General features: G+C 36.4%; 20 protein-coding genes and 1 pseudogene. 10 read left to right on the forward strand and 11 right to left on the reverse strand.

The window, feature by feature from the left end; genetic code table 11:
- Nucleotides 1-9: 9 nt before the first annotated feature.
- The 3 genes from V7138_RS00210 to V7138_RS00220 all read left to right on the forward strand — a co-directional run bounded on the left by V7138_RS00210 (nucleotide 10) and on the right by V7138_RS00220 (nucleotide 3002).
- The gene (locus tag V7138_RS00210; protein WP_335393101.1) at nucleotides 10-1197 is read left to right on the forward strand and encodes a glycerate kinase family protein; all 1188 of its coding nucleotides are present in this window, start codon (nucleotides 10-12) and stop codon (nucleotides 1195-1197) included.
- On the forward strand, nucleotides 1197-2642 hold the full coding sequence (locus V7138_RS00215; RefSeq protein ID WP_335393105.1) for an SLC13 family permease: 1446 nt from the start codon (nucleotides 1197-1199) through the stop codon (nucleotides 2640-2642). The genes V7138_RS00210 and V7138_RS00215 overlap by 1 nt, the downstream gene beginning before the upstream one ends.
- Nucleotides 2643-2840: 198 nt before the next feature.
- The gene (locus V7138_RS00220) at nucleotides 2841-3002 is read left to right on the forward strand and encodes a hypothetical protein (RefSeq protein WP_335393108.1); all 162 of its coding nucleotides are present in this window, start codon (nucleotides 2841-2843) and stop codon (nucleotides 3000-3002) included.
- An 81-nt stretch (nucleotides 3003-3083) separates the two neighbouring features.
- On the opposite strand, the gene V7138_RS00225 is transcribed toward V7138_RS00220, so the two are convergent.
- Both V7138_RS00225 and V7138_RS00230 read right to left on the reverse strand, forming a co-directional pair.
- Nucleotides 3084-3413, reverse strand: coding sequence for a hypothetical protein (locus V7138_RS00225; protein ID WP_335393221.1), 330 nt, complete (start codon nucleotides 3411-3413; stop codon nucleotides 3084-3086).
- An 18-nt stretch (nucleotides 3414-3431) separates the two neighbouring features.
- Nucleotides 3432-3599 (reverse strand): hypothetical protein, encoded by a 168-nt coding sequence (locus V7138_RS00230; RefSeq protein ID WP_335393110.1) that lies wholly within the window; start codon nucleotides 3597-3599, stop codon nucleotides 3432-3434.
- A 178-nt stretch (nucleotides 3600-3777) separates the two neighbouring features.
- Between V7138_RS00230 and V7138_RS00235 the strand changes: the two genes are divergently transcribed.
- The 3 genes from V7138_RS00235 (at nucleotide 3778) to V7138_RS00245 (ending at nucleotide 6464) form a co-directional block, all read left to right on the forward strand.
- Nucleotides 3778-4212 carry a CBS domain-containing protein gene (locus V7138_RS00235; RefSeq protein ID WP_335393112.1) on the forward strand — a complete coding sequence of 145 codons (435 nt, stop codon included), beginning with the start codon at nucleotides 3778-3780 and terminating at the stop codon, nucleotides 4210-4212.
- Between the two features lie 533 nt (nucleotides 4213-4745).
- Nucleotides 4746-5426, forward strand: a complete 681-nt coding sequence (locus tag V7138_RS00240; RefSeq protein ID WP_335393115.1) for an SGNH/GDSL hydrolase family protein — start codon at nucleotides 4746-4748, stop codon at nucleotides 5424-5426.
- A gap of 312 nt (nucleotides 5427-5738) precedes the next feature.
- On the forward strand, nucleotides 5739-6464 hold the full coding sequence (locus V7138_RS00245) for a CAP domain-containing protein (RefSeq protein ID WP_335393117.1): 726 nt from the start codon (nucleotides 5739-5741) through the stop codon (nucleotides 6462-6464).
- Between the two features lie 86 nt (nucleotides 6465-6550).
- On the opposite strand, the gene aroQ is transcribed toward V7138_RS00245, so the two are convergent.
- The gene (aroQ, locus tag V7138_RS00250; protein ID WP_335393122.1) at nucleotides 6551-6994 is read right to left on the reverse strand and encodes a type II 3-dehydroquinate dehydratase; all 444 of its coding nucleotides are present in this window, start codon (nucleotides 6992-6994) and stop codon (nucleotides 6551-6553) included.
- A 268-nt stretch (nucleotides 6995-7262) separates the two neighbouring features.
- On the opposite strand from aroQ, the gene V7138_RS00255 reads away from it, so the two are divergent.
- A complete protein-coding gene (locus V7138_RS00255; RefSeq protein WP_335393125.1) occupies nucleotides 7263-7808 on the forward strand; it encodes a shikimate kinase in 546 nt (181 codons plus the stop codon).
- A gap of 98 nt (nucleotides 7809-7906) precedes the next feature.
- Here the strand turns inward: V7138_RS00255 and V7138_RS00260 are convergent, their stop codons facing one another.
- The 4 genes and pseudogenes from V7138_RS00260 to V7138_RS00275 form a co-directional block, all read right to left on the reverse strand.
- Nucleotides 7907-9010, reverse strand: a complete 1104-nt coding sequence (locus tag V7138_RS00260) for a D-TA family PLP-dependent enzyme (protein WP_335393128.1) — start codon at nucleotides 9008-9010, stop codon at nucleotides 7907-7909.
- A gap of 52 nt (nucleotides 9011-9062) precedes the next feature.
- A pseudogene (locus V7138_RS00265) lies at nucleotides 9063-10169 on the reverse strand (threonine synthase).
- A 2-nt stretch (nucleotides 10170-10171) separates the two neighbouring features.
- Nucleotides 10172-10564 (reverse strand): RidA family protein, encoded by a 393-nt coding sequence (locus V7138_RS00270; protein ID WP_335393131.1) that lies wholly within the window; start codon nucleotides 10562-10564, stop codon nucleotides 10172-10174.
- A 54-nt stretch (nucleotides 10565-10618) separates the two neighbouring features.
- Complete coding sequence (locus V7138_RS00275; RefSeq protein ID WP_335393134.1) at nucleotides 10619-11275, reverse strand: helix-turn-helix transcriptional regulator; 657 nt, start codon at nucleotides 11273-11275, stop codon at nucleotides 10619-10621.
- A 339-nt stretch (nucleotides 11276-11614) separates the two neighbouring features.
- Here V7138_RS00275 and V7138_RS00280 point away from each other — a divergent pair, with 339 nt between their 5' ends.
- Nucleotides 11615-12835, forward strand: a complete 1221-nt coding sequence (locus V7138_RS00280) for a dicarboxylate/amino acid:cation symporter (protein WP_335393136.1) — start codon at nucleotides 11615-11617, stop codon at nucleotides 12833-12835.
- Nucleotides 12836-12914: 79 nt separating this feature from the next.
- Nucleotides 12915-13610: an aspartate/glutamate racemase family protein gene (locus tag V7138_RS00285; protein WP_335393138.1), complete on the forward strand. Its 696-nt coding sequence runs from the start codon at nucleotides 12915-12917 to the stop codon at nucleotides 13608-13610.
- Between the two features lie 208 nt (nucleotides 13611-13818).
- Here V7138_RS00285 and V7138_RS00290 read toward each other — a convergent pair whose 3' ends face one another.
- Nucleotides 13819-15312 (reverse strand): PAS domain S-box protein, encoded by a 1494-nt coding sequence (locus V7138_RS00290; RefSeq protein WP_335393140.1) that lies wholly within the window; start codon nucleotides 15310-15312, stop codon nucleotides 13819-13821.
- A gap of 332 nt (nucleotides 15313-15644) precedes the next feature.
- On the opposite strand from V7138_RS00290, the gene V7138_RS00295 reads away from it, so the two are divergent.
- Complete coding sequence (locus tag V7138_RS00295) at nucleotides 15645-16004, forward strand: Lin0512 family protein (RefSeq protein WP_335393142.1); 360 nt, start codon at nucleotides 15645-15647, stop codon at nucleotides 16002-16004.
- A 62-nt stretch (nucleotides 16005-16066) separates the two neighbouring features.
- Here V7138_RS00295 and V7138_RS00300 read toward each other — a convergent pair whose 3' ends face one another.
- The 3 genes from V7138_RS00300 to V7138_RS00310 form a co-directional block, all read right to left on the reverse strand.
- Nucleotides 16067-16807, reverse strand: coding sequence for a type II toxin-antitoxin system Phd/YefM family antitoxin (locus tag V7138_RS00300; protein ID WP_335393144.1), 741 nt, complete (start codon nucleotides 16805-16807; stop codon nucleotides 16067-16069).
- Nucleotides 16808-16959: 152 nt separating this feature from the next.
- On the reverse strand, nucleotides 16960-18021 hold the full coding sequence (locus V7138_RS00305; protein ID WP_438824296.1) for an LLM class flavin-dependent oxidoreductase: 1062 nt from the start codon (nucleotides 18019-18021) through the stop codon (nucleotides 16960-16962).
- A gap of 278 nt (nucleotides 18022-18299) precedes the next feature.
- Nucleotides 18300-18830 (reverse strand): CueP family metal-binding protein, encoded by a 531-nt coding sequence (locus V7138_RS00310; RefSeq protein ID WP_335393148.1) that lies wholly within the window; start codon nucleotides 18828-18830, stop codon nucleotides 18300-18302.
- Nucleotides 18831-18930 lie beyond the last annotated feature (100 nt).

Genomic DNA, 18930 nt, shown 5'->3' on the forward strand with positions numbered 1-18930 from the left:
ATTTTAGAAATGAAAATTGTTATAGTGCCCTCGGGCTTTAAAGAATGTCTAGATGCGCAGGAAGTTGCTTTGGCCATGGAAAGAGGGGTGAGGCGTTTTGATTCGTCGATTGAACCAATTGTTATCCCCATGGTTGATGGTGGAGAAGGATTTGTTAAGACAATTATTAGCATAAAAGGTGGAGATTTAATTTATAAAAAGGTGACAGGACCTGTCGGGAGGAAAGTCAGTAGTTATTTTGGTATTTATGAAGAGAATGGTAAACGGATAGCTGTAATCGAAATGGCGGCCGTATCTGGGTTAAAGCTTGTACCTCGTAACCTAAGAAACCCGTTAAAAACTACTACCTATGGGGTAGGAGAATTAATTTTAGCTGCCCTTGATATCGGTGTGGATCATATCTTGATTGGCTGTGGAGATTCTGGAACTTCAGATGGTGGTGCGGGGATGGCCCAAGCGTTAGGAGCTGAGTTCTTTAATAAGAAACAACAACTCGTCCAAATCAAGGGTGGCGAAGATTTATTAAAGGTGGAATCCCTCAATACAACAAATATTGATAGACGATTAAAGAATGTAACCATTGATGTGGCGTGTAACTGGAAGAACATATTATGTGGGGCAACTGGAGTGGCACGCGTGTTTGGGCCGCAAAAAGGGGCAACTCCAAAACAAGTTGAAGTCTTATCATTAGCATTAGAAAATTATGCCGATGTCATTGAAGAGGCAACAGGTCAGGATGTTCGCTCATTACCAGGCAGTGGTGCATCCGGAGGATTAGGTGCAGGATTAGTGGCATTTACAAACGCCATTTTACATCCTCGATTTGAAATTATTATGAACTTCATTAATATCGAGGAAGAAATTTCAAAAGCAGATATCGTTTTTACTGCTGAAGGCAGTTTAGACTTTCAAACTCCAAACGGAAAAATCCCAGCGGAGGTGGCTAGGATTGCAAAAAAGAATCAAATTCCTGTGATTGCTATTACTGGAACAATCGGAAAAGGAGCGAATCTAAATTATCAAGCAGGAATTGACGCATATAGCAGTATTATTAAAAGACCAGTTTCTTTAGAGACTGCCATGAAAAATGCACCGAAATGGATAGAGGAAAGCACGGAGTCCGCATTACGGAAAATTGCAATCGGCTGGGGAATGGCAAATAAAAACATGTTAAAAGAAAGTGTTTATTTAACATAATGACAGGGTTGGAGAAACAAACCGAAAAGAGTCATCCATTAAAATCAGGGGTCCAATCATTTTCAAAGCTGTCTGTTCTCGTTGCATTACATATTCTCATTTTTGCAGGCATTTTCTTAAACAATGGCCTGGACTATCGTTCAAAAATTGCATTATTTGCATTTTTATCAGCCATGACTTTATGGATTACAACAAAAATATCTGCTGGATTTGTAGCTATTTCACTTATAGTGTTCATCATTATTATGAATGCAAGTGAACCCATTGTATTATATGAATCACTTTCAGAGGAAGTCGTATGGTTGATGATTGGATCTTTTATTATTGGCGAAGCGGTTAAAGAGTCTGGATTATCAGAAAGAGTAACCCATATCATCTTGAGTAAAACGAAGGATAAAGGAAAAGTACTCACAGGGGTAAGCTCCATTTTATTCGCATCCGTATTTTTCATTCCGTCTACTTCCGGTCGGGCAGCATTATCCTCGCCAATTATTAATCAATTAAGCCAAAAGTATACAAAAAAAGAACAAAGTGTTTTGGTACTATTAGCACCGATCATTATTTTAATGAGCACATCCGCTACCATTATTGGAGCAGGTTCTCATTTAATCGGAATTGGTTTACTTGAAAGCACTGTTCAGCAATCAATTTCATTTTTTAAATGGTTTGTATGGGGATTTCCATTTGCGCTGGTAATAACACTACTTTCCCTCTTTATTGTAAAATGGATTCTTTGGCCTAAAGATGGATTAAAAGTGTTGAAAAATAATCAAACGTTTGAGCCAACTCCATTGAAAAAGCAGTTGAATCAAACGGAAAAAAAGACCTTGGTATTGATGATTCTTTTAATAGTAGGTTGGATGACAGAAGGTATACATGGCTATGATATTGCTTTTATTACGATGATAGGCGCAATCTTAGTCATGACGCCGAGTTATGGAATCATTAACTGGAAACAAGGAATGAAATCAGTTTCGTGGAATTTGATTGTATTTGTTGCGGCAGCAGCAGCACTTGGAAAAATAGTAGTAGAGACAGGTGTAGTTAAATGGATGGAAAGTGAAATTTTAAGCTTTCTGTACTTGTTTACAGGCGCCCCAGAATGGCTGATTGTTTTGGTCATTTTACTCGTAACGGTGACAAGCCATTTATATATTACATCACACACGACACGTGCTATCGTCTTTATTCCAGGTTTATTGTTATTTAGTGAAGCAATTGGAATAAACCCTTCAACTGTTGTGTTTTTAAGTTTATTAGGGATGAACTATTGTCTGACATTTCCTGTAAGTTCAAAAGCATTACTTCTCTTTTATGAGGAAGAAGGAACTTCTTATGATGCAAGAAATTTATTAAAAATAAGTGCAATATTAATGCCTATTTACATTGTAGTAATGATGGTATTTTATTTTACCTATTGGCAATGGACAGGGCTGCAATTGTAAAGAAGATCATCTCTAATAATCGCTTTACCACAGAGTCCGTTCGTTAATAAAAAGAAACGTCAATCTATCGTGGTATTTTGTGTACGTATCGCAAGATTATTGTATGTATTTTTCAACTAAGAGAAATTGTAAAAAATCTAATTTCAAAAGGTGTATATTATCTTTAATTGTACGCATTCTATAATGGGAGGTGTTAAAATGAACAATCAAAACAATCGACAAAATAACAACAATAATAATCGTGACAATAATGGTGGCTTTATGAATAAAGTTGGCCAGACTATCGAAAATGTTGTCGATACGATTACCGGTGATAACGAAAATAATCAGAATCAACAACAAGGTAAAAATAATCGTTAATGATTACATATCTAAAAAAGATAAATCTAAAGGCATGATTTCGATTTTGTTAATCAAATCATGCCTTTTACTTATTTCTATCTACTTTTCAGTAAGTTCTTTGTACTCCTTATTAATAACTTTCATTGTTTCGTCTAACTGCTCGCCCCAGTGGTCGTTGACTTTGTTGAATACAACTTGACCATCTGTATCTAGCATCCCATAACCTCTATATGCGACATCTCCATTTTTCATATTGAACAGATCTACTACCTCTAAATCTGGGTCTGATACGAAAGGAAGACTTTCCCCATAGAGTTCTTCTAAAGCAGTGTACAACTCTAATTGTTGATCTGGAGTATCGCCACTAATAATATATGCGTTAACGTCTAATTCCTTTAAGACATCTAAATTCTGATGCAACTGAACCAGTTGCTGTTGGCAAAGACTTCAGGTGTATGTCGTAATAAAGAAAAATAGAGTTGGTTTCTCCTGCGGGAAGGTAACTTCTTGTTTATTTTGATCCAATAAAGTGATCGATTTACTCATTTCATTAGATCCACAACCTGTAAGGATTACAGCAGTGATTAATAAAAGGATGAGTAGCTTTAATTTCATGTATGACCCTCCTCTCTTTACGAGTTTACGTACAAATTTTTCTAATTATATCATTTACAAAGTGGCTATACAATTAATCTATTTTTATTTCAATTCCAACAAGAAAATTTTCCCACTAATAATTTCAAAAATACTCCCCATTCTATAAAAGGGTTTAAAATATTAGGAGGTAATTTTTATGGCACAATTAAGAGATATCATGACATCAAATGTAGTTACAGTTAACGAAACACAATCTGTCCAAGAGGCTGCGGCATTAATGAGCCAATATAATATTGGGGCCATTCCAGTAGTAAATAACAGTGGACAAATGGTTGGGATTGTCACTGATCGTGATATTACCCTTCGTACTACTGCACAAGGAGAAAGTGTACAAACACCTGTTTCTCAAGTCATGACCGCGCAGCAAATTGTACAAGGTACACCAGACATGGATGTTCATGAAGCAGCAAATTTGATGGCACAGCAGCAAATTCGCCGATTGCCTGTAGTTGAAAATGGACAACTAACAGGAATGGTTGCTTTAGGTGATCTAGCTGTACAAAATCAATATGCAAACGAGGCTGAACAAGCACTACAAAACATTTCGACCCCTTCCGCACCTCAACAATAATACATGTTTTATCCTTATGATAACCTTTTGGAAAAAACGGTGGGACGTGTATCTAGCCGCGTCCCTAAAATATTATTTGAACCAAAAGTATTGAAGATAACGAAAGAGCTGATCCCCCCCAATCGTTGCGCCCAATACCGAATAACAATGATTGAAAAGTATAACGAAGAACATTTCCCAGTCCTTATGCAGCATTCTCCGGCACTTGAATAGAACAGTTAAACGCAAAAGATTCATCGCACATCCCCTTATTTTAGATCAAAAATTCCACATAATAAAAGAGATTGTTTTCGTACTACAATTTCTCTTATATAGTAGAACTCAGGTATTTGTTAAAATAGTAGTAATTGTACTAATAAAGAGAGTTAGTCTTTTTTATAAACAGGTGAAAAGTTTGTCCAGATTATCACGTGAATTTACAATAAAATGGTGGGACTCAGAACCTCTGTCCCTTAAAGAAGGAGATTTATATGAGGAATCCTCCAAGAGTTTACCTCTTTTATTTTATATCAATACTCATATGTGTATTTGTGTTGTTAACCATACAACAGAGGAGTAAAGCTGCTAAACCAGTATCAGGTTCAAACCACGAGTATTCTGTAATTGAAAAGCTTACTTATAAAAAACCTGTAACTATTGTGGCCTATGGTGATTCAATTACATGGGGATATGAAAGGGATAAAAAAGGAAAAGTGAATCAGGTTAAAAATCCTTATCCAAAAGCCCTAGAACAAGAGCTCAGGAAAAGATATGGCTACGATCAGATAAAAGTGATTAATAAAGGTCATCCCGGCTGGACCTCGATTCAAGCACTAGAAAATATAGAAGAAGAAGTACTTAGCTATCATCCGGACTTAGTTATTTCTATGTTCGGCATAAATGATGCTAGAGGGCATAATAAATATAGCCCACATGCACTTCCCGTCCCTGTTAATCAATATAAAGAAAACAATCGAAAAATCCTAGAAAAGCTTAAAGCTAATGGAATCAAAGTTGTTATCATTTCCCCAACCACTATTACTAATAACAAAAATAACGGAAAGAAAACTCAAATACACTACATTAACGCGATTAAATCATTGGCACAAGAAGAAAAGGTTCGGTATGTAAACGGCGGGGACATTTCTATCAACGGGAATTTAAGTGACGGAATTCATTTTAAAGCAGAAAAATATCAATTATTGGCCGAAAAACTAATGCTTGAGCTATTTTAACGGACAGGTTTAACCCTTTTGGAACACCGTACCTGTCCCTTGTCTCCAAAAGTCATATTCGTTATTGAATAGTAATATCCGTCATAATTCCTCTTGCATTCCAAGTCTGTCAATAGGGATAATCTAGTATTTTATACCTGTATTGACAAAAGGAAACATTAAATAGAATTTGGCAAATCTATTATTTTCAATTATGATCAGACATTATAATAGTAGAATGGTTTTAGAAGGAAAAGTCTTCCTCAATTATTACAAATTTCGCATGCTATGATGTTGGTGTATCTTTCGTACACAAAACGAGGAGGACTAAACATGAAAAAAACAGTATTATCGTTAGTAGTAGCAGGTGCAATTTTAGTTACAGGACCTTTAGCTAGTTCTGCTGAGCAGCTTGATGGTTCCAAAAATGTATATGAAGGTCGATACGTTGTATCTGTTAACAGCTCTACAAACTGGAACGATCTTATTCAAAACTTACTTAAAAAATACTATTCTCAATACGGCCAAACTCAGGAAAATGTAGCGGAACCTGCTCAACCTGCTAAGCAGCCTGTTGAACAAAAAACAGAAAAACCTGTTCAGGAAAGCCCTGTTGTTCAGCAGCCAGTACAGCAGCAACCTGTTGAACGAAAAAATGAAGCGACAAATCAGGCTGCTTATTCATTAAGTCAGTTTGAGCAAGAAGTTGTGACATTAACAAATAAAGAACGTGCAAAATATGGCTTACAACCACTAAAAATTGATTTAAAATTAAGCGAGGTTGCGAGAACAAAATCCTCTGATATGAAAAAGAATGGATATTTTTCTCACACAAGTCCAACCTACGGATCACCATTTGATATGATGAAGCAATTTGGTGTTCAATATCGTGCAGCTGGTGAAAACATTGCGAAGGGACAACCTTCACCACAAGAGGTTGTAAATGCTTGGATGAACAGTGACGGTCACCGCAAGAATATCTTAAGCTCTAACTTTACTCATATTGGAGTAGGTCATGTGGAAGGTAATTATTGGACTCAAATGTTTATTGGAAAATAAGCTTGTTAACCAAAATTGATATTTTCCTATTTTAAATAAAATTGGCACTCAGCGAGGTTCGTTGAGTGCCTTTATAATACTCCCTATTATTTCTCTTTAATCAAAGATACCGCAGCACGTAACCCAAGATAGTAGCTGTCAATTCCAAAACCGCATATTTGACCCTTCGCAATATCTGCAAAAACAGAACGATGCCTGAACTCTTCCCGAGCATGAATATTAGACATATGAATTTCAATAATGGGTACTTCGAGAATATCTAGTGCATCTCTCAATCCATAACTATAATGTGTCCATGCACCTGCATTTATGATTACAGCGTCTTTATTTTCAAAATAAGCCTTATGGATTCGTTCGCACATTTCCCCTTCATGATTGGTTTGGAAACTTTCAATTTCAACACCAAGCTCATTAGCTAATTTTTTCAGTCCTTCATCAATTTCCTCCAAAGTTACCGTACCATATTGAACAGGGTCTCTCTTTCCAAACATGTTATGATTAATTCCATGTAGCATCAGAACTTTTTTCATACTTTTCTTCCCCTAACCATTGAATTTAGTATTATATCATCTTCTAAGTATAACTTGTTTTAGAATTTTCAGGCAAACCGTTTAAGCAATCAAGGACTTTCAGCACCTAGGATCAGTAGCCATTTTTAAATCTTACAGACACTAGTATAGTTTATCAAAATAATTTTGATAAATTAAACTATTTTCCTTTTGAAAAATAAAAATCCTATGGTAGTATTTATTAAAATACAACCATCAATAAATGAAATTAACAATAGGAAGTGCCGAAATGATTAATAATAGTTCATTAAAAGAAAAGAGCATCGTTTTCATCGGTTTTATGGGAGTTGGAAAAACAACTGTTGGTCAGCTGGTTGCCAAAAAGCTTTTTAGAAGTTTTGTAGATATCGATCAAGAGATTGAAAAAGAATACAATATGCCAACATCACAGATTTTCAAATTAATTGGGGAAAAAGCTTTTCGAGAAAAGGAAAAAGAAGTTATTTCAAATTATTGCACTCAAAAATTGAAAATTATTTCTCTTGGTGGTGGTGCCTTTCTGCAAAAGGAGACCAGGGACATTTGTTTAAAAAATTGTATTGTTTTTTATTTAGATGTTTCTTGGAAATCGTGGAAGGAAAGAATAAATATTTTGATTGATAGCAGACCCGTTTTACAGGGCAAAACACTAGAAGAAATTGAAGCGCTTTTTAGTGAAAGAAAAGATATCTATTCGTTACACCACTCCAAATTAGATACTGACAACCATGATGTTGAAGAAATTGCAGATTATATTATCGAGTCATTAAAATTAGCTTGGGAATTATATGATTAAAATCGCAGATGGCAGACCCCTCAGGTCTACCATCTATTTCTAGGAAGAACAACATTAAAACCTTATCTTCCTAAGACTTTTCACAAACATAGCCTTCATTACTGCAGTTTCCCTCTACACAGAATGGGTATTTCTTCTACTACCTCATCTCCTGAAATCAGATAGGCGTGATCATACAGATTGCAGACTGGGCAGATATGATTTGGTATCATTTCGACCTTTTCACCAATGGCAACTTGGTTTCTAAATTCTTCGTTGTATATGATTGCATGTTCATCATACACTTGATCAATATGAACACCATAGTTTTTAATATAGCCTAGCCCCGTAGTTGCACATATTCCTTGACTGCGAGACTGCATGGTGATTCCTTTTGCCCCCACATCGGTAATTACTCGTTCTTTTGTTGGTTTACTGATGACCGTTGTTAATACTGTTGCAGCACATCTATCATAAGTACCAATAGCATTTCCTTGCGAGACATCCATGAAGATATAAGTTCCGATGCGAAGCTCCGTAATTCCTTCCATGACTCCAAAATCATGCATGAGCGGTGGAGTAGACCCAATGCTTACTGTATCAAGTTTGCACCCTAATTCTTGTGCTAGTTGTGCAAAACGAAGGGTGCGTTTTTGTGCTGCATCGTAAAGCTCATGGCATTCATCAAGGTCTTTTGCCTTGTAAGTGTGCCCATCATGTGAAAAAATTCCTTTTAATTGGACATGTGAGCAATTTTTTATATATTCCACTAAACGTATATAATCGCTTTCTTCTATCACACCAGAGCGATTTTCCCCTACTTCAATTTCAATCAAAACTTGAGCTGGCTTTTCGCTATCACTAAATACCTTTTCGATCATTTCACATTGTTCAATACTATCAACGCCAAAAGAAATATCAATTGTTTCTGCAAGCTTCTTTATGCGTTGGAGTTTGATCTCCCCAACGATCTCATTTGCTATAAAAATATCGTTTAGCCCGTTCTCAGCCATGACTTCTGCCTCGCCAACCTTCGCGACAGTAATTCCTTTTGAACCTGCATCTACCTGTAATTTCGCGAGAGCCGGCATCTTATGCGTTTTTGTATGCGGACGAAGGGTAACACCATATTTGTTAGCATAGGATTGCATTCTTTCAATGTTATCCATCATAATCTCGCGGTCAATTAGTAAAGACGGTGTATCTAATTCATTCTTTTTCATCGTTATCTCCCCTTAAAAGTGAATTAAAAAACTGACTTTCTACTCTATAAATCTAGTTACTTTTAATACCTGCTCCGCATAAAGGAAAGACTAATTGTTGCCCTTTTAATTCGGGATACTTCTCTACATACTGTAAGTAACCTGCATAATTGGCTGCTGAAGTGATTTCAACATATATCCCTTTCAATGCAAGCTGTTTTCTTGCTTCAATAATGCTTTCTTCGGACACCCCGATTATATCCCCTTCTGTTGCTCGTATCGCTTGTAAGATTTCTTTTCCTCTTGCCGGTGCAGCAATGGCAATGCCCTCCGCCAAGGTCCCTGAATGTTCAATAGGCTTCACCCTATCGCTGCCTTCCGTAAAGGCTTTCATAATTGGAGCACAATTTTTCGCTTGAACGGCAAGGATTCTTGGCATTTTCTTGATTTGCCCATTTGCCAATAATTCTTGAAAAGCAATATAGGCACCCATTAACAAGGTTCCATTTCCTACTGGAATTATGAATGCATCAGGCATTTTGTTATTCATTTGCTCAAATACTTCGTACACATACGTTTTCGTACCTTCCCAAAAGATGGGGTTATAAATATGACTTGCATAAAAAGAATCTGTGCTTTCAACCATAGCAATTGCTGCGTTTGCCGTATCTTCTCTCGCTCAAGGAATCTTATGAATAACCGCACCATGTGCTTCTATCTGGGCAATCTTTTTATTGGAAGTAGATTCAGGGACGAAAATGTCACATTGAATTCCTGCCCTTGCTCCATAGGCTGCAATGGCTGTGCCAGCATTTCCACTACTATCTGCTACCACATTCTTGATGCCCAACTTTTTCGCCATGGCAATGAGAAGAACAGCGCCACGATCTTTAAATGATAGTGTGGGCATATAGTAGTCAGCTTTCGCGTAGACATTTTCGGCTATTTTGAGGAGTGGTGTATCTCCTTCCCCAAGTGTAATCTCCTGCCACACATCTTCCTTTTCAAATGGGAGTGCATCGATATATTTCCAAAGTGAATGATTCCGAGATGTGGCTGTTTCAGTAAAATCAACTGCCTTTTTCTCATATTCAAGATGGAGTAGCCCTCCGCAATCACATTTCCATTTATTGCTTTCCAACGAATATGTTGAATGACATTCATTACAAATATAGTCCATCTTCAATCTTCCTTTTCTGAATCAATATACGCAACTGCCTCAAGTTCTATTGAATATCCATAGTGCAGTTGATTAGTAGGAACAACAGCCCGTGCTGGCTTATGGTCACCAAAGTACTGTTTGTAGAGTGTATTGACGGTATCCCATAAAGAAATATCCGATATATAAATGGTGACCTTCATGATATCTTCTCTTTTTGCACCTGCTGCTTCCAGTATGTGCTCCAAATTTGACAACACTTGTTTGGTTTCGGCAGTAATATCACCACTCGTTCCTTCACCTGTAAAGGGATCAACCGGAAGCTGTCCTGATATGAAGAGGAGGTTTCCTTTTTGTGTCGCAGCGGAATAATGACCAGGGTTTGGCTTTGCACCCTTTATTGAAATAAACTTCATTCGATTACCTCCTTGAATTTTGAATTTTTATAGAATGGGTGGACAGATACATCATTATCCTTTATTATTTTTTTCTTTAATTTCTTCGATATAGCTGTAAACTGTGACTTTAGAGATATTCAACTTCTCCGCAACTCTATCGATTGTTCCACGGATTAAGAAAATCCCTTTTTGTTCCATAAATCGAACCATCTCAACCTTCTCATCACGCCTTAGCTTCTCTACTGGTTTATTGCCAATAATTTTATCGATTAAATCATTGGCGATCTCCTGTATATGCTCCGTTTCGTTTGTTTGATCTTGCTGATAATGCTGGTTTGGGGGGAGATCAGGATTTTGAGGAATCAAGCTATTGAGCCAGTTGATATTTTCTGTAATTCTAGTCGTATCAATGTTTATGCAAAGGGCACCAATTACCTTTTTTTCACGATTACGAATTAACAAGGTAGATGATTTTATTAATCTACCATCATCTTTATGAAAATAATAATTTGCAGAATGATCATTCGTAAAGTTTTGAGAAAGCAATACTTCCGTAATGAGATGATTAAAGCTTTGTCCCACTTGCCTTCCGGTTACATGGTTGTTAACAGTGTACACAACGGAGCTTTGCGGAACGGTTAAATCATGCAACACAACCTCACAATCGCGGCCAAACGTTTTAGCGATGACCTCTGCTACCGGAATGTACTGTTCATGTATCGAATTCATATAAAAATTCCTTTCCATAAATGGATTTAATTAAAATATATATAATTTTTTATATAAAATCAATAATAAATTATATATCAAATACTCCCCTCTATTGTTAAATTTACTTATTTTACAAAAGGCTATTGACTATTTTTGTTATTTTTTATATAAAAAGATTAAGTCATATATAAAATCTTATACTTTTTTCAAGTCGTTTGAAAGCGTTAACAAAACTAAGGGGAGGATGGAGTTCTTTAGGTAAACGCATATTTTTTTAATTACTTTTATCTGAATATTTTAAAATTTATGTTTCTTGGAACAAAGAGAACAGTGTCACTAATTTAAAGGGGGATTCGTATGAAGAGAATTGGGTTACTTTCGCAGATTTTAATTGCATTTGTACTCGCTATTATTGTTGGTGCTATTGTTGGACCTAGTGTCGAAGTTGTTAAGCCTCTTGGTGATTTATTCTTACGGATGATTAAGTTTATTATCGTTCCTTTAGTTCTGGCATCTCTCGTTGTTGGTGTTGCAGGTACTGGTGATATTAAAAAAATCGGTCGTATGGGTGGAATCACTTTTTTTTATTACATTTTAACAACCGCTCTAGCTGTAGTCATCGGATTAATTCTTGCCAACATTTTCTCACCTGGTAAGGGTGTCAATATTGAAGCAACATTAGATAAAGCTGAAACTACTGAGGCTCCTGGAATAGTGGATACGTTATTAAATATCATCCCTACGAATCCAATTGCTTCATTAGTAAATGGGGATATGCTGCAAATCATCTTCTTTGCCATTTTCCTTGGTCTAGCTATTACGATATTAGGAGATAAGGCAAAGACGGTCTATAACCTCTTTGATGAACTTGCTGAAATTATGTATAAAATTACGGGAATTGTGATGAAGCTGGCTCCAATCGGGGTTTTCGGTTTAATTGCACCAACTGTAGGAGAGTATGGAGTTTCTGTACTTCTTCCGCTTATAAAGGTAATCTTAATCGTTTATGTGGGGTGCATCCTTCACGCTGTAGTAACCTATTCTACTTCTGTTAAAGTTTTTGCAAATATGAGTCCGCTTAAATTTTTCAAAGGAATTGCACCTGCTAGCATGGTAGCCTTCAGCACATCAAGTAGCTCCGGAACTTTGCCGATAACGATTAAAAACACGGAAGAAAACCTTGGTGTTTCTAGAAAGGTAAGCAGCTTCGTACTTCCGTTGGGCGCTACCATCAATATGGATGGAACCGCATTGTATCAAGGTGTAAGTGTTATTTTCATCGCCCAATTTTTCGGGTATGATCTTTCATTTGCCCAGCAGTTAACGATTGTATTAACTGCCACTCTTGCTTCAATCGGTACTGCAGGGGTCCCTGGAGCCGGTTTGATTATGCTTACAATGGTCGTTACTTCTGTTGGACTTCCAGTAGAAGGTATTGCTCTCATTGCGGGTATTGATAGAATTCTAGATATGATCCGTACTTCTGTAAATATCACAGGTGATGCATCCGCTGCAGTTGTCGTGAATGCAATCGAGGAAAAGCGCGAATTAAAAGTCTCGGATGGGGTTAGCGTATAAGCCGTTATAAAGAATAGAATGGTTGTTGAAAAGTTGAATAAAAAGTTTTCAACAACCGGTTTTAAAGGCGGAGGATAACATGACAAAAACACTAGGTATAATGGGTGGAATGGGGCCACTAGCTACGGTTGATTTGATGACAAAAATCATTCGATTAACACCAGCTCAAAAAGACCAGGATCATATTCATATGGTTGTAGATAATTATCCACAAATACCTGACCGTACATCTGCCATTCTTAGTAAGGGAGCGAACCCGCTTCCTTTTATGATTGAATCTGCAAAGAGATTAGAAATTGCCGGAGCAGATTTGATGGCAATAGCCTGCAATACTGCACATTATTATTTAGAAGATATCCAAGCTTCGACCACTATCCCCATTATGAATATGCCTATGGAAACTGTTCAACTCATAGACAAAGCAGGTCTAAAAACCATTGCATTGTTAGCGACTGATGGCACATTGTCTACAAACCTTTACCAAAAGTCCCTTCGCGAACGAGGAATTACTGTTGTGGAACCCGACAAAATGATACAAGACTGTATTATGGAAGGAATTTATGCTGTAAAAGGTGGAGATCTCGTTAAAGGAAAGAGGTTATTGCTTCGAGCCTCACAAACAGTGATAGAGCAAGGTGCAGAGGCAATTATTGCAGCTTGTACTGAAATTCCACTTATTTTAAGTGAAGTAGATGGAATTAAGGTAATAGATCCTACTGAAATTTTAGCGAAAAAGATTGTAGATATGTTTTTGAATAATAGGGTGAGACACTAAAAAATAAGTAACTGATCACTCGTGTCTCATTCTTCCCAGAATGAGACACGGCTTAACCAGCTATCGCACACTTTACTAATTAATATTTCTTTTCAGCTGAAGAAGAACGTTATATTTTCAAACTAAGTACCAGACCATTTTTATTTAAAGCAAGCTTTTTTCCAAAAGAACAAGGTCTCATTTAGGTGTTACACCCTCTCCTACCCTTTTAAACTGGCAGTCTGATTTTTACCGTTGTTCCTTGATTTTCTATGCTTTCGAAGGTTATTGTTCCTTTGTGTTCTTTTATAATTCGAAAACATAGCATGAGACCCAGACCCGTTCCCTTTTCTTTATTACTATAGAAAGGTTCCCCTAGTCTTTTGAGGCGTTCTTCACTTATTCCTACCCCGTTATCAATTACCTGAATGCATAATTGATTTTTATCCTCTATATGAGCAGAAACTTTTAGTAATCCTTTTTTGTAGACATCGGTTGCTTCAATGCTATTTTTACAAAGGTTCAATAAGACTTGTTTGATTTGATTTGCATCACACATAATAAGAGGAATATCCTCATTTATTTCGATGATAATCTCAATATTTTTTAGATGGGCTTCAGATTTCATCAAGGTGTCTATCTCTTTTAACAAAGAGGAGATACTTACTGACTTAAGCTGAATTTCCTGCGGTTTTGCAAGGGAAAGAAACTCCTTTATAATATCTTCAATTCGGTTTAACTCTGAAAGAACCACATCAAAATATTCTTCGTTCTTTATGCCTTGCTGAAATAGCTGAATGAATCCTTTTATTGAAGTAAGGGGATTTCGTATTTCATGTGCAACGCCCGCTGCTAGCTCCCCAACTAATGATAACTTCTCGGACTTCCATAGAAGCTCTTCCGCTCTCCTTTTCTCAGTAATGTCCTTTGCTACAACCATGATATGCTCCACTTCACCGTCTTCATCGAGTACAGGTGTAGCAGTACAATCAAATAGTTTCCAACCATTTTCTGCGTGTAAAAGTCGAAACTCAACCCTCATAGGAGTCTTCGTTTTATTTACCTCTTCAAACCCATTAATTATGAGTGAAGAGTCATTTGGATGAATAAGATGCAATGTATTTTGACTCAGAAAGTATTCAGGTGAATAGCCTAATACAGATTCATGAGAAGGTGATGCATAAATACATTTCCCTTGATTATCAAATAAAATAATTAAATCGGTCATATTTTCAGCGATCAAACGGTACTTATTTTCACTTTCAAGTAAAGCCTTTTCAGCCTTCTTTCTGTCGGTAATGTCCATACATGAACCTATTACCTCAATAACTTCCCCATCTTGTATAATTGGCCTAAGCGCGGCAAAATAATGAATTCCATTTAGTTCTTCTTCATAAGTAACATGATCTTCCCCATTCCATACTCGCTCATAAAATAACAACTTTCTTTTCGTATTCTGTTCCGGTAGAAAGTCAATTAACTGTTTTCCTACAACATGACTTGGAGTTAGACCTAAACGATATACTAACTCACCATCACATAGAGTATGGATAAATTGCCCATCTACGCTTATGAATTTGAAAATCATCCCTTGATGCAAATGAATCAATTCATTTAATTCCTTTCGATTAATACGCATTAATTCATCAGAACACAATTGTTCATTTAGATCATTTGGTAGGCTGATTTCTTTGGCTTTTTCTTTAGAAGTATTTTGTTTCATATGACAACTTTCCTTTCAATGAAAGTGAAAAGTAAAGATCTTATCTTTCGAAAAAAAGCCGAAAAAATAGTCGAGATGTTACAAACTTGGACTATTTTGTCATCTATCTTTATGTTAGGTAATAACTCTACAAATCCTTTTTTTAAGTATTCTATATTTTTATAACTATTATACTATTTAACGGAATCTATTTTAATCTCTTTTTCATAAGGTTGGTTATTTACAAGTAATGCTACGAGATTCCCTTCGAGCATTTTTAAAATCTAAAATATATTAAAAACTCTATTCTAAGGTAAAATAGAATTATCACTAAATAACGAGGTGTCTATCTTATGGAAAAATTGATGTTTATCGAAACCGGCATGGGGATTGATGTTCACGGCCAAAATATCACGAAAGCAGCTGTTCGTGCTGTAAAGAATGCGATTCATTTTAATTCAATGCCTGGAATTCGTTCTGTGTTACCAGGAAATAGCTTAGATAATATGGTAGTCAATGTAAAGCTAGCAGTGCCTTGTGATAAAGAACAGCTAGATATCGAGGCAGTGAAAGGAGCGATACCTTTCGGAAAAGTCTCAGTGGAAGTTATGGACGGAGGAATGCTGACAACAAGCGGAATTGTCCTTGAAGAGAAAGGCGATCAAAATGACTTAATGTACATTGTTGTTGCATCAGTCGAGGTTGGATACTAAAGGGACAGCTGTTCGTTGCCCTTATATAAAAATTGACGGGACGCGGAAACCTTGCGTCCCACTTACACTCTAAAAATTCTACTAATCTCTGCACTAAGTCCCTTGAAAATGAATGATTGTGCAGCCTCATTATTCTTATAGGTAGCACTGTTACTGATATTCTGATCCTCAAAATGGTAGACCGTTACTTCTTTATTGTCTGGATTCACAATCCAGTACTCACTCACACCAGTGTACATGTATAGGTCAAGTTTTTTTATGAGATCCTTACTCCTTGTACTTTTCGAAAGCACCTCAACAACAAGTGATGGGATCCCTTTATAATAATCATGTTCATTTAAATTTTCCTCTAAATCACAAATCACCATCAAGTCTGGCTGAACGATATTAATATTTTCTGGTGTTCTTCTTAGCTCAATGTCATAAGGAGCAACGATTGGTGTGCAGTTTTTCCCTTGGAAAAAGATATAAAAGTTTCCAAATAACTCAGTTATTGCTATTTGATGAGCAGTTTTAGGAGAAGTGAGCAAATAGATTTCACCATCTATATATTCATACCTTTCATCTGATTCCAGTTGTAATTTAAGAAACTCCTCGTATGTCGACTTTTTTCCATCATGACTATACTCACGAGCCTTTTCGTGTACCATTTCAGGCTGGACATTATTTTCTGTTGCTGTTTCTTTAGCCGCTGTTAGCTTAGCAATTTCTGTGCCATTACGTGTAATAATAATGTCCTCATGTGCTGCAAGCATTAAATATTTCCCGAAATTATTTTGCAGTTCCGTAGAGTTTACAATCACATTGGCTCCTCCTCACATTAGTTAAATTAGCTAATTTAGCTAACCTCATTATATGGAATTTATTTTCCATTTTCAATAAGTGGAGATGTTTTTTATATCCATAAAAAAGAATACCAGACACATAAACTGCGCCTGGTATTTTCAGTTTAATGTTATTTACTTGTTTCTCTACGAACAATTGGAGCTACCTTGGTTGCTAACAATTCAATCCCTTTTGCGACGTTCTTGAAAGGTTGGCCCCCGATATCAAGTTGTGCAAGGAAACGTTGATGGCCAAAGAGTTCGTATTGTTGAAGGATTTTTTCGACGACCTGCTGTGGGCTTCCCACGAACAAAGCAGTATCTGGACTGGCCATATGCTCAAAATCATTTCTTGACATCCTTGTCCCCATACCACGCTGACGGTTTACATATTCCCAATAGTTGGAGTAATAGCGATAAAACTCGTCCTTTGCTTGTTGCGTTGTCTCCGCAAGGTACGCATGGCCTGTTACACCAACCTTTAAGCTTTCAGGTGCATGTCCAGCGTCTTTTCCCGCTTGACGATAAAGATCAACCAGCGGCTTAAAACGTTTTGGTGGACCGCCCAAAATTGCTAAAGCCATTCCTACCCCAAATCTTCCAGCACGAACGGCACTCTCAGGTGTTCCTCCGACCCCAATCCAGACTGGTAAATTTTCTTGTACGGGTCTTGGGGCAATCTCAGCATTCCTTAAAGAGGGGCGGAACTTTCCTGACCATGTTACGTTCTCCTTTTTAGTCAGTTGTAATAACAAGTCCATGTGCTCTTCAAACAGTTCATCATAATCATTTGTACTATAACCAAAAAGAGGAAATGATTCGATAAAAGCTCCTCTCCCAGCCAGTATTTCAGCCCGACCATCCGATAATAAATCCAGTGTAGCGAAATCCTCAAATAGTCGTACCGGATCAAGCGTGCTTAAAACACTTGTTGTACTTGTTAATCGAATATTTGTTGTTGCTTGTGCAATTGCAGCTAACAGAACCGCAGGAGATGAAGAAGCATAATCGAGACGATGATGTTCTCCTACCCCAAATACCTCTAGTCCAGCCTCATCCGCAAGTTTTGCGGCTTGAATGATTTCTTTTACACGTTCCTTAGCTGTAATTGTTTTTCCTGTAAGAGGGTCTGGGCCAATATCCGCGAGTGTGTATATCCCAATTTCAATTCCACTTTTCTTATCAGTCATGATGGTTTACTCCTTCTACTATTAGTTACTTTATGTAAGTAAGTATATTTATATAATAAACTTATGTCAAATAAGTATAATTATATATGATCTTTGGAAAAGTAGGTTTTAGTTCAACCATATAAAAAGGGTTGTTCAAAAGTTTGTTATTAGTAACTTTTTAGAACAACCCTTATTTTTTATTAGTTTTTACTAAAAATTCCATTTATATAGATTAACTTTTTCTTTGCTCACTAATTTTGTTTTAATTAAAAATCTATGGTTATTTCTTGAGTAACCTACTAAATTAACTGCATGGTTGTAACACAAGTATTGTCGCCTTCAAATGTGGAAATTTCAGATTCTGCTATTTTTCCATCATATTCGATTTTTACTTGATAGGTTTGATCACGTGGTAACCATAAATCGATAAATCCATTTGCGAATGAGGTCATTGTTTCATCTACCACTACATTTCCCGCCTCATCTTGAATATAGACATCAAATTCTTCTTCAACTAATTCCCCTTGACAACCGGTTAAACTATGCATTGCACATTCATGTGTTTCTTTTACAAACGGTGCAATCGAAACAAAAAATTCTTCTTCAGGAAGTTCATATGAGGTTTCCTTTTTATCACTATCCGTTACAATAAGTTCGTGAGATGTAATGGAAGCAGATACATCGTCAAAACTTCCAACACTATAATCGTGTACCATTTCTTTAATATCCTTTACTTCTTTTACTTCCTTCTCACTCGAAGTACTATTGTTACAAGCCGCTAATAATAAGATTAGTAATAATCCAGTTATTCCCATTAAACCTTTTTTCATTTATGGTCCAACTCCTTTTATTAATACAGGGTAAGATTTTACCCACAATAATTTGTACGAATACTTAATTCCACTTTTAACTGTAACAAAAAAATATGAA

Origin of the sequence: Bacillus sp. JJ1533 (assembly GCF_036965045.1) — a bacterium.
In the GTDB taxonomy this organism is placed as follows: Bacteria; Bacillota; Bacilli; order Bacillales; family Bacillaceae_L; genus Ferdinandcohnia.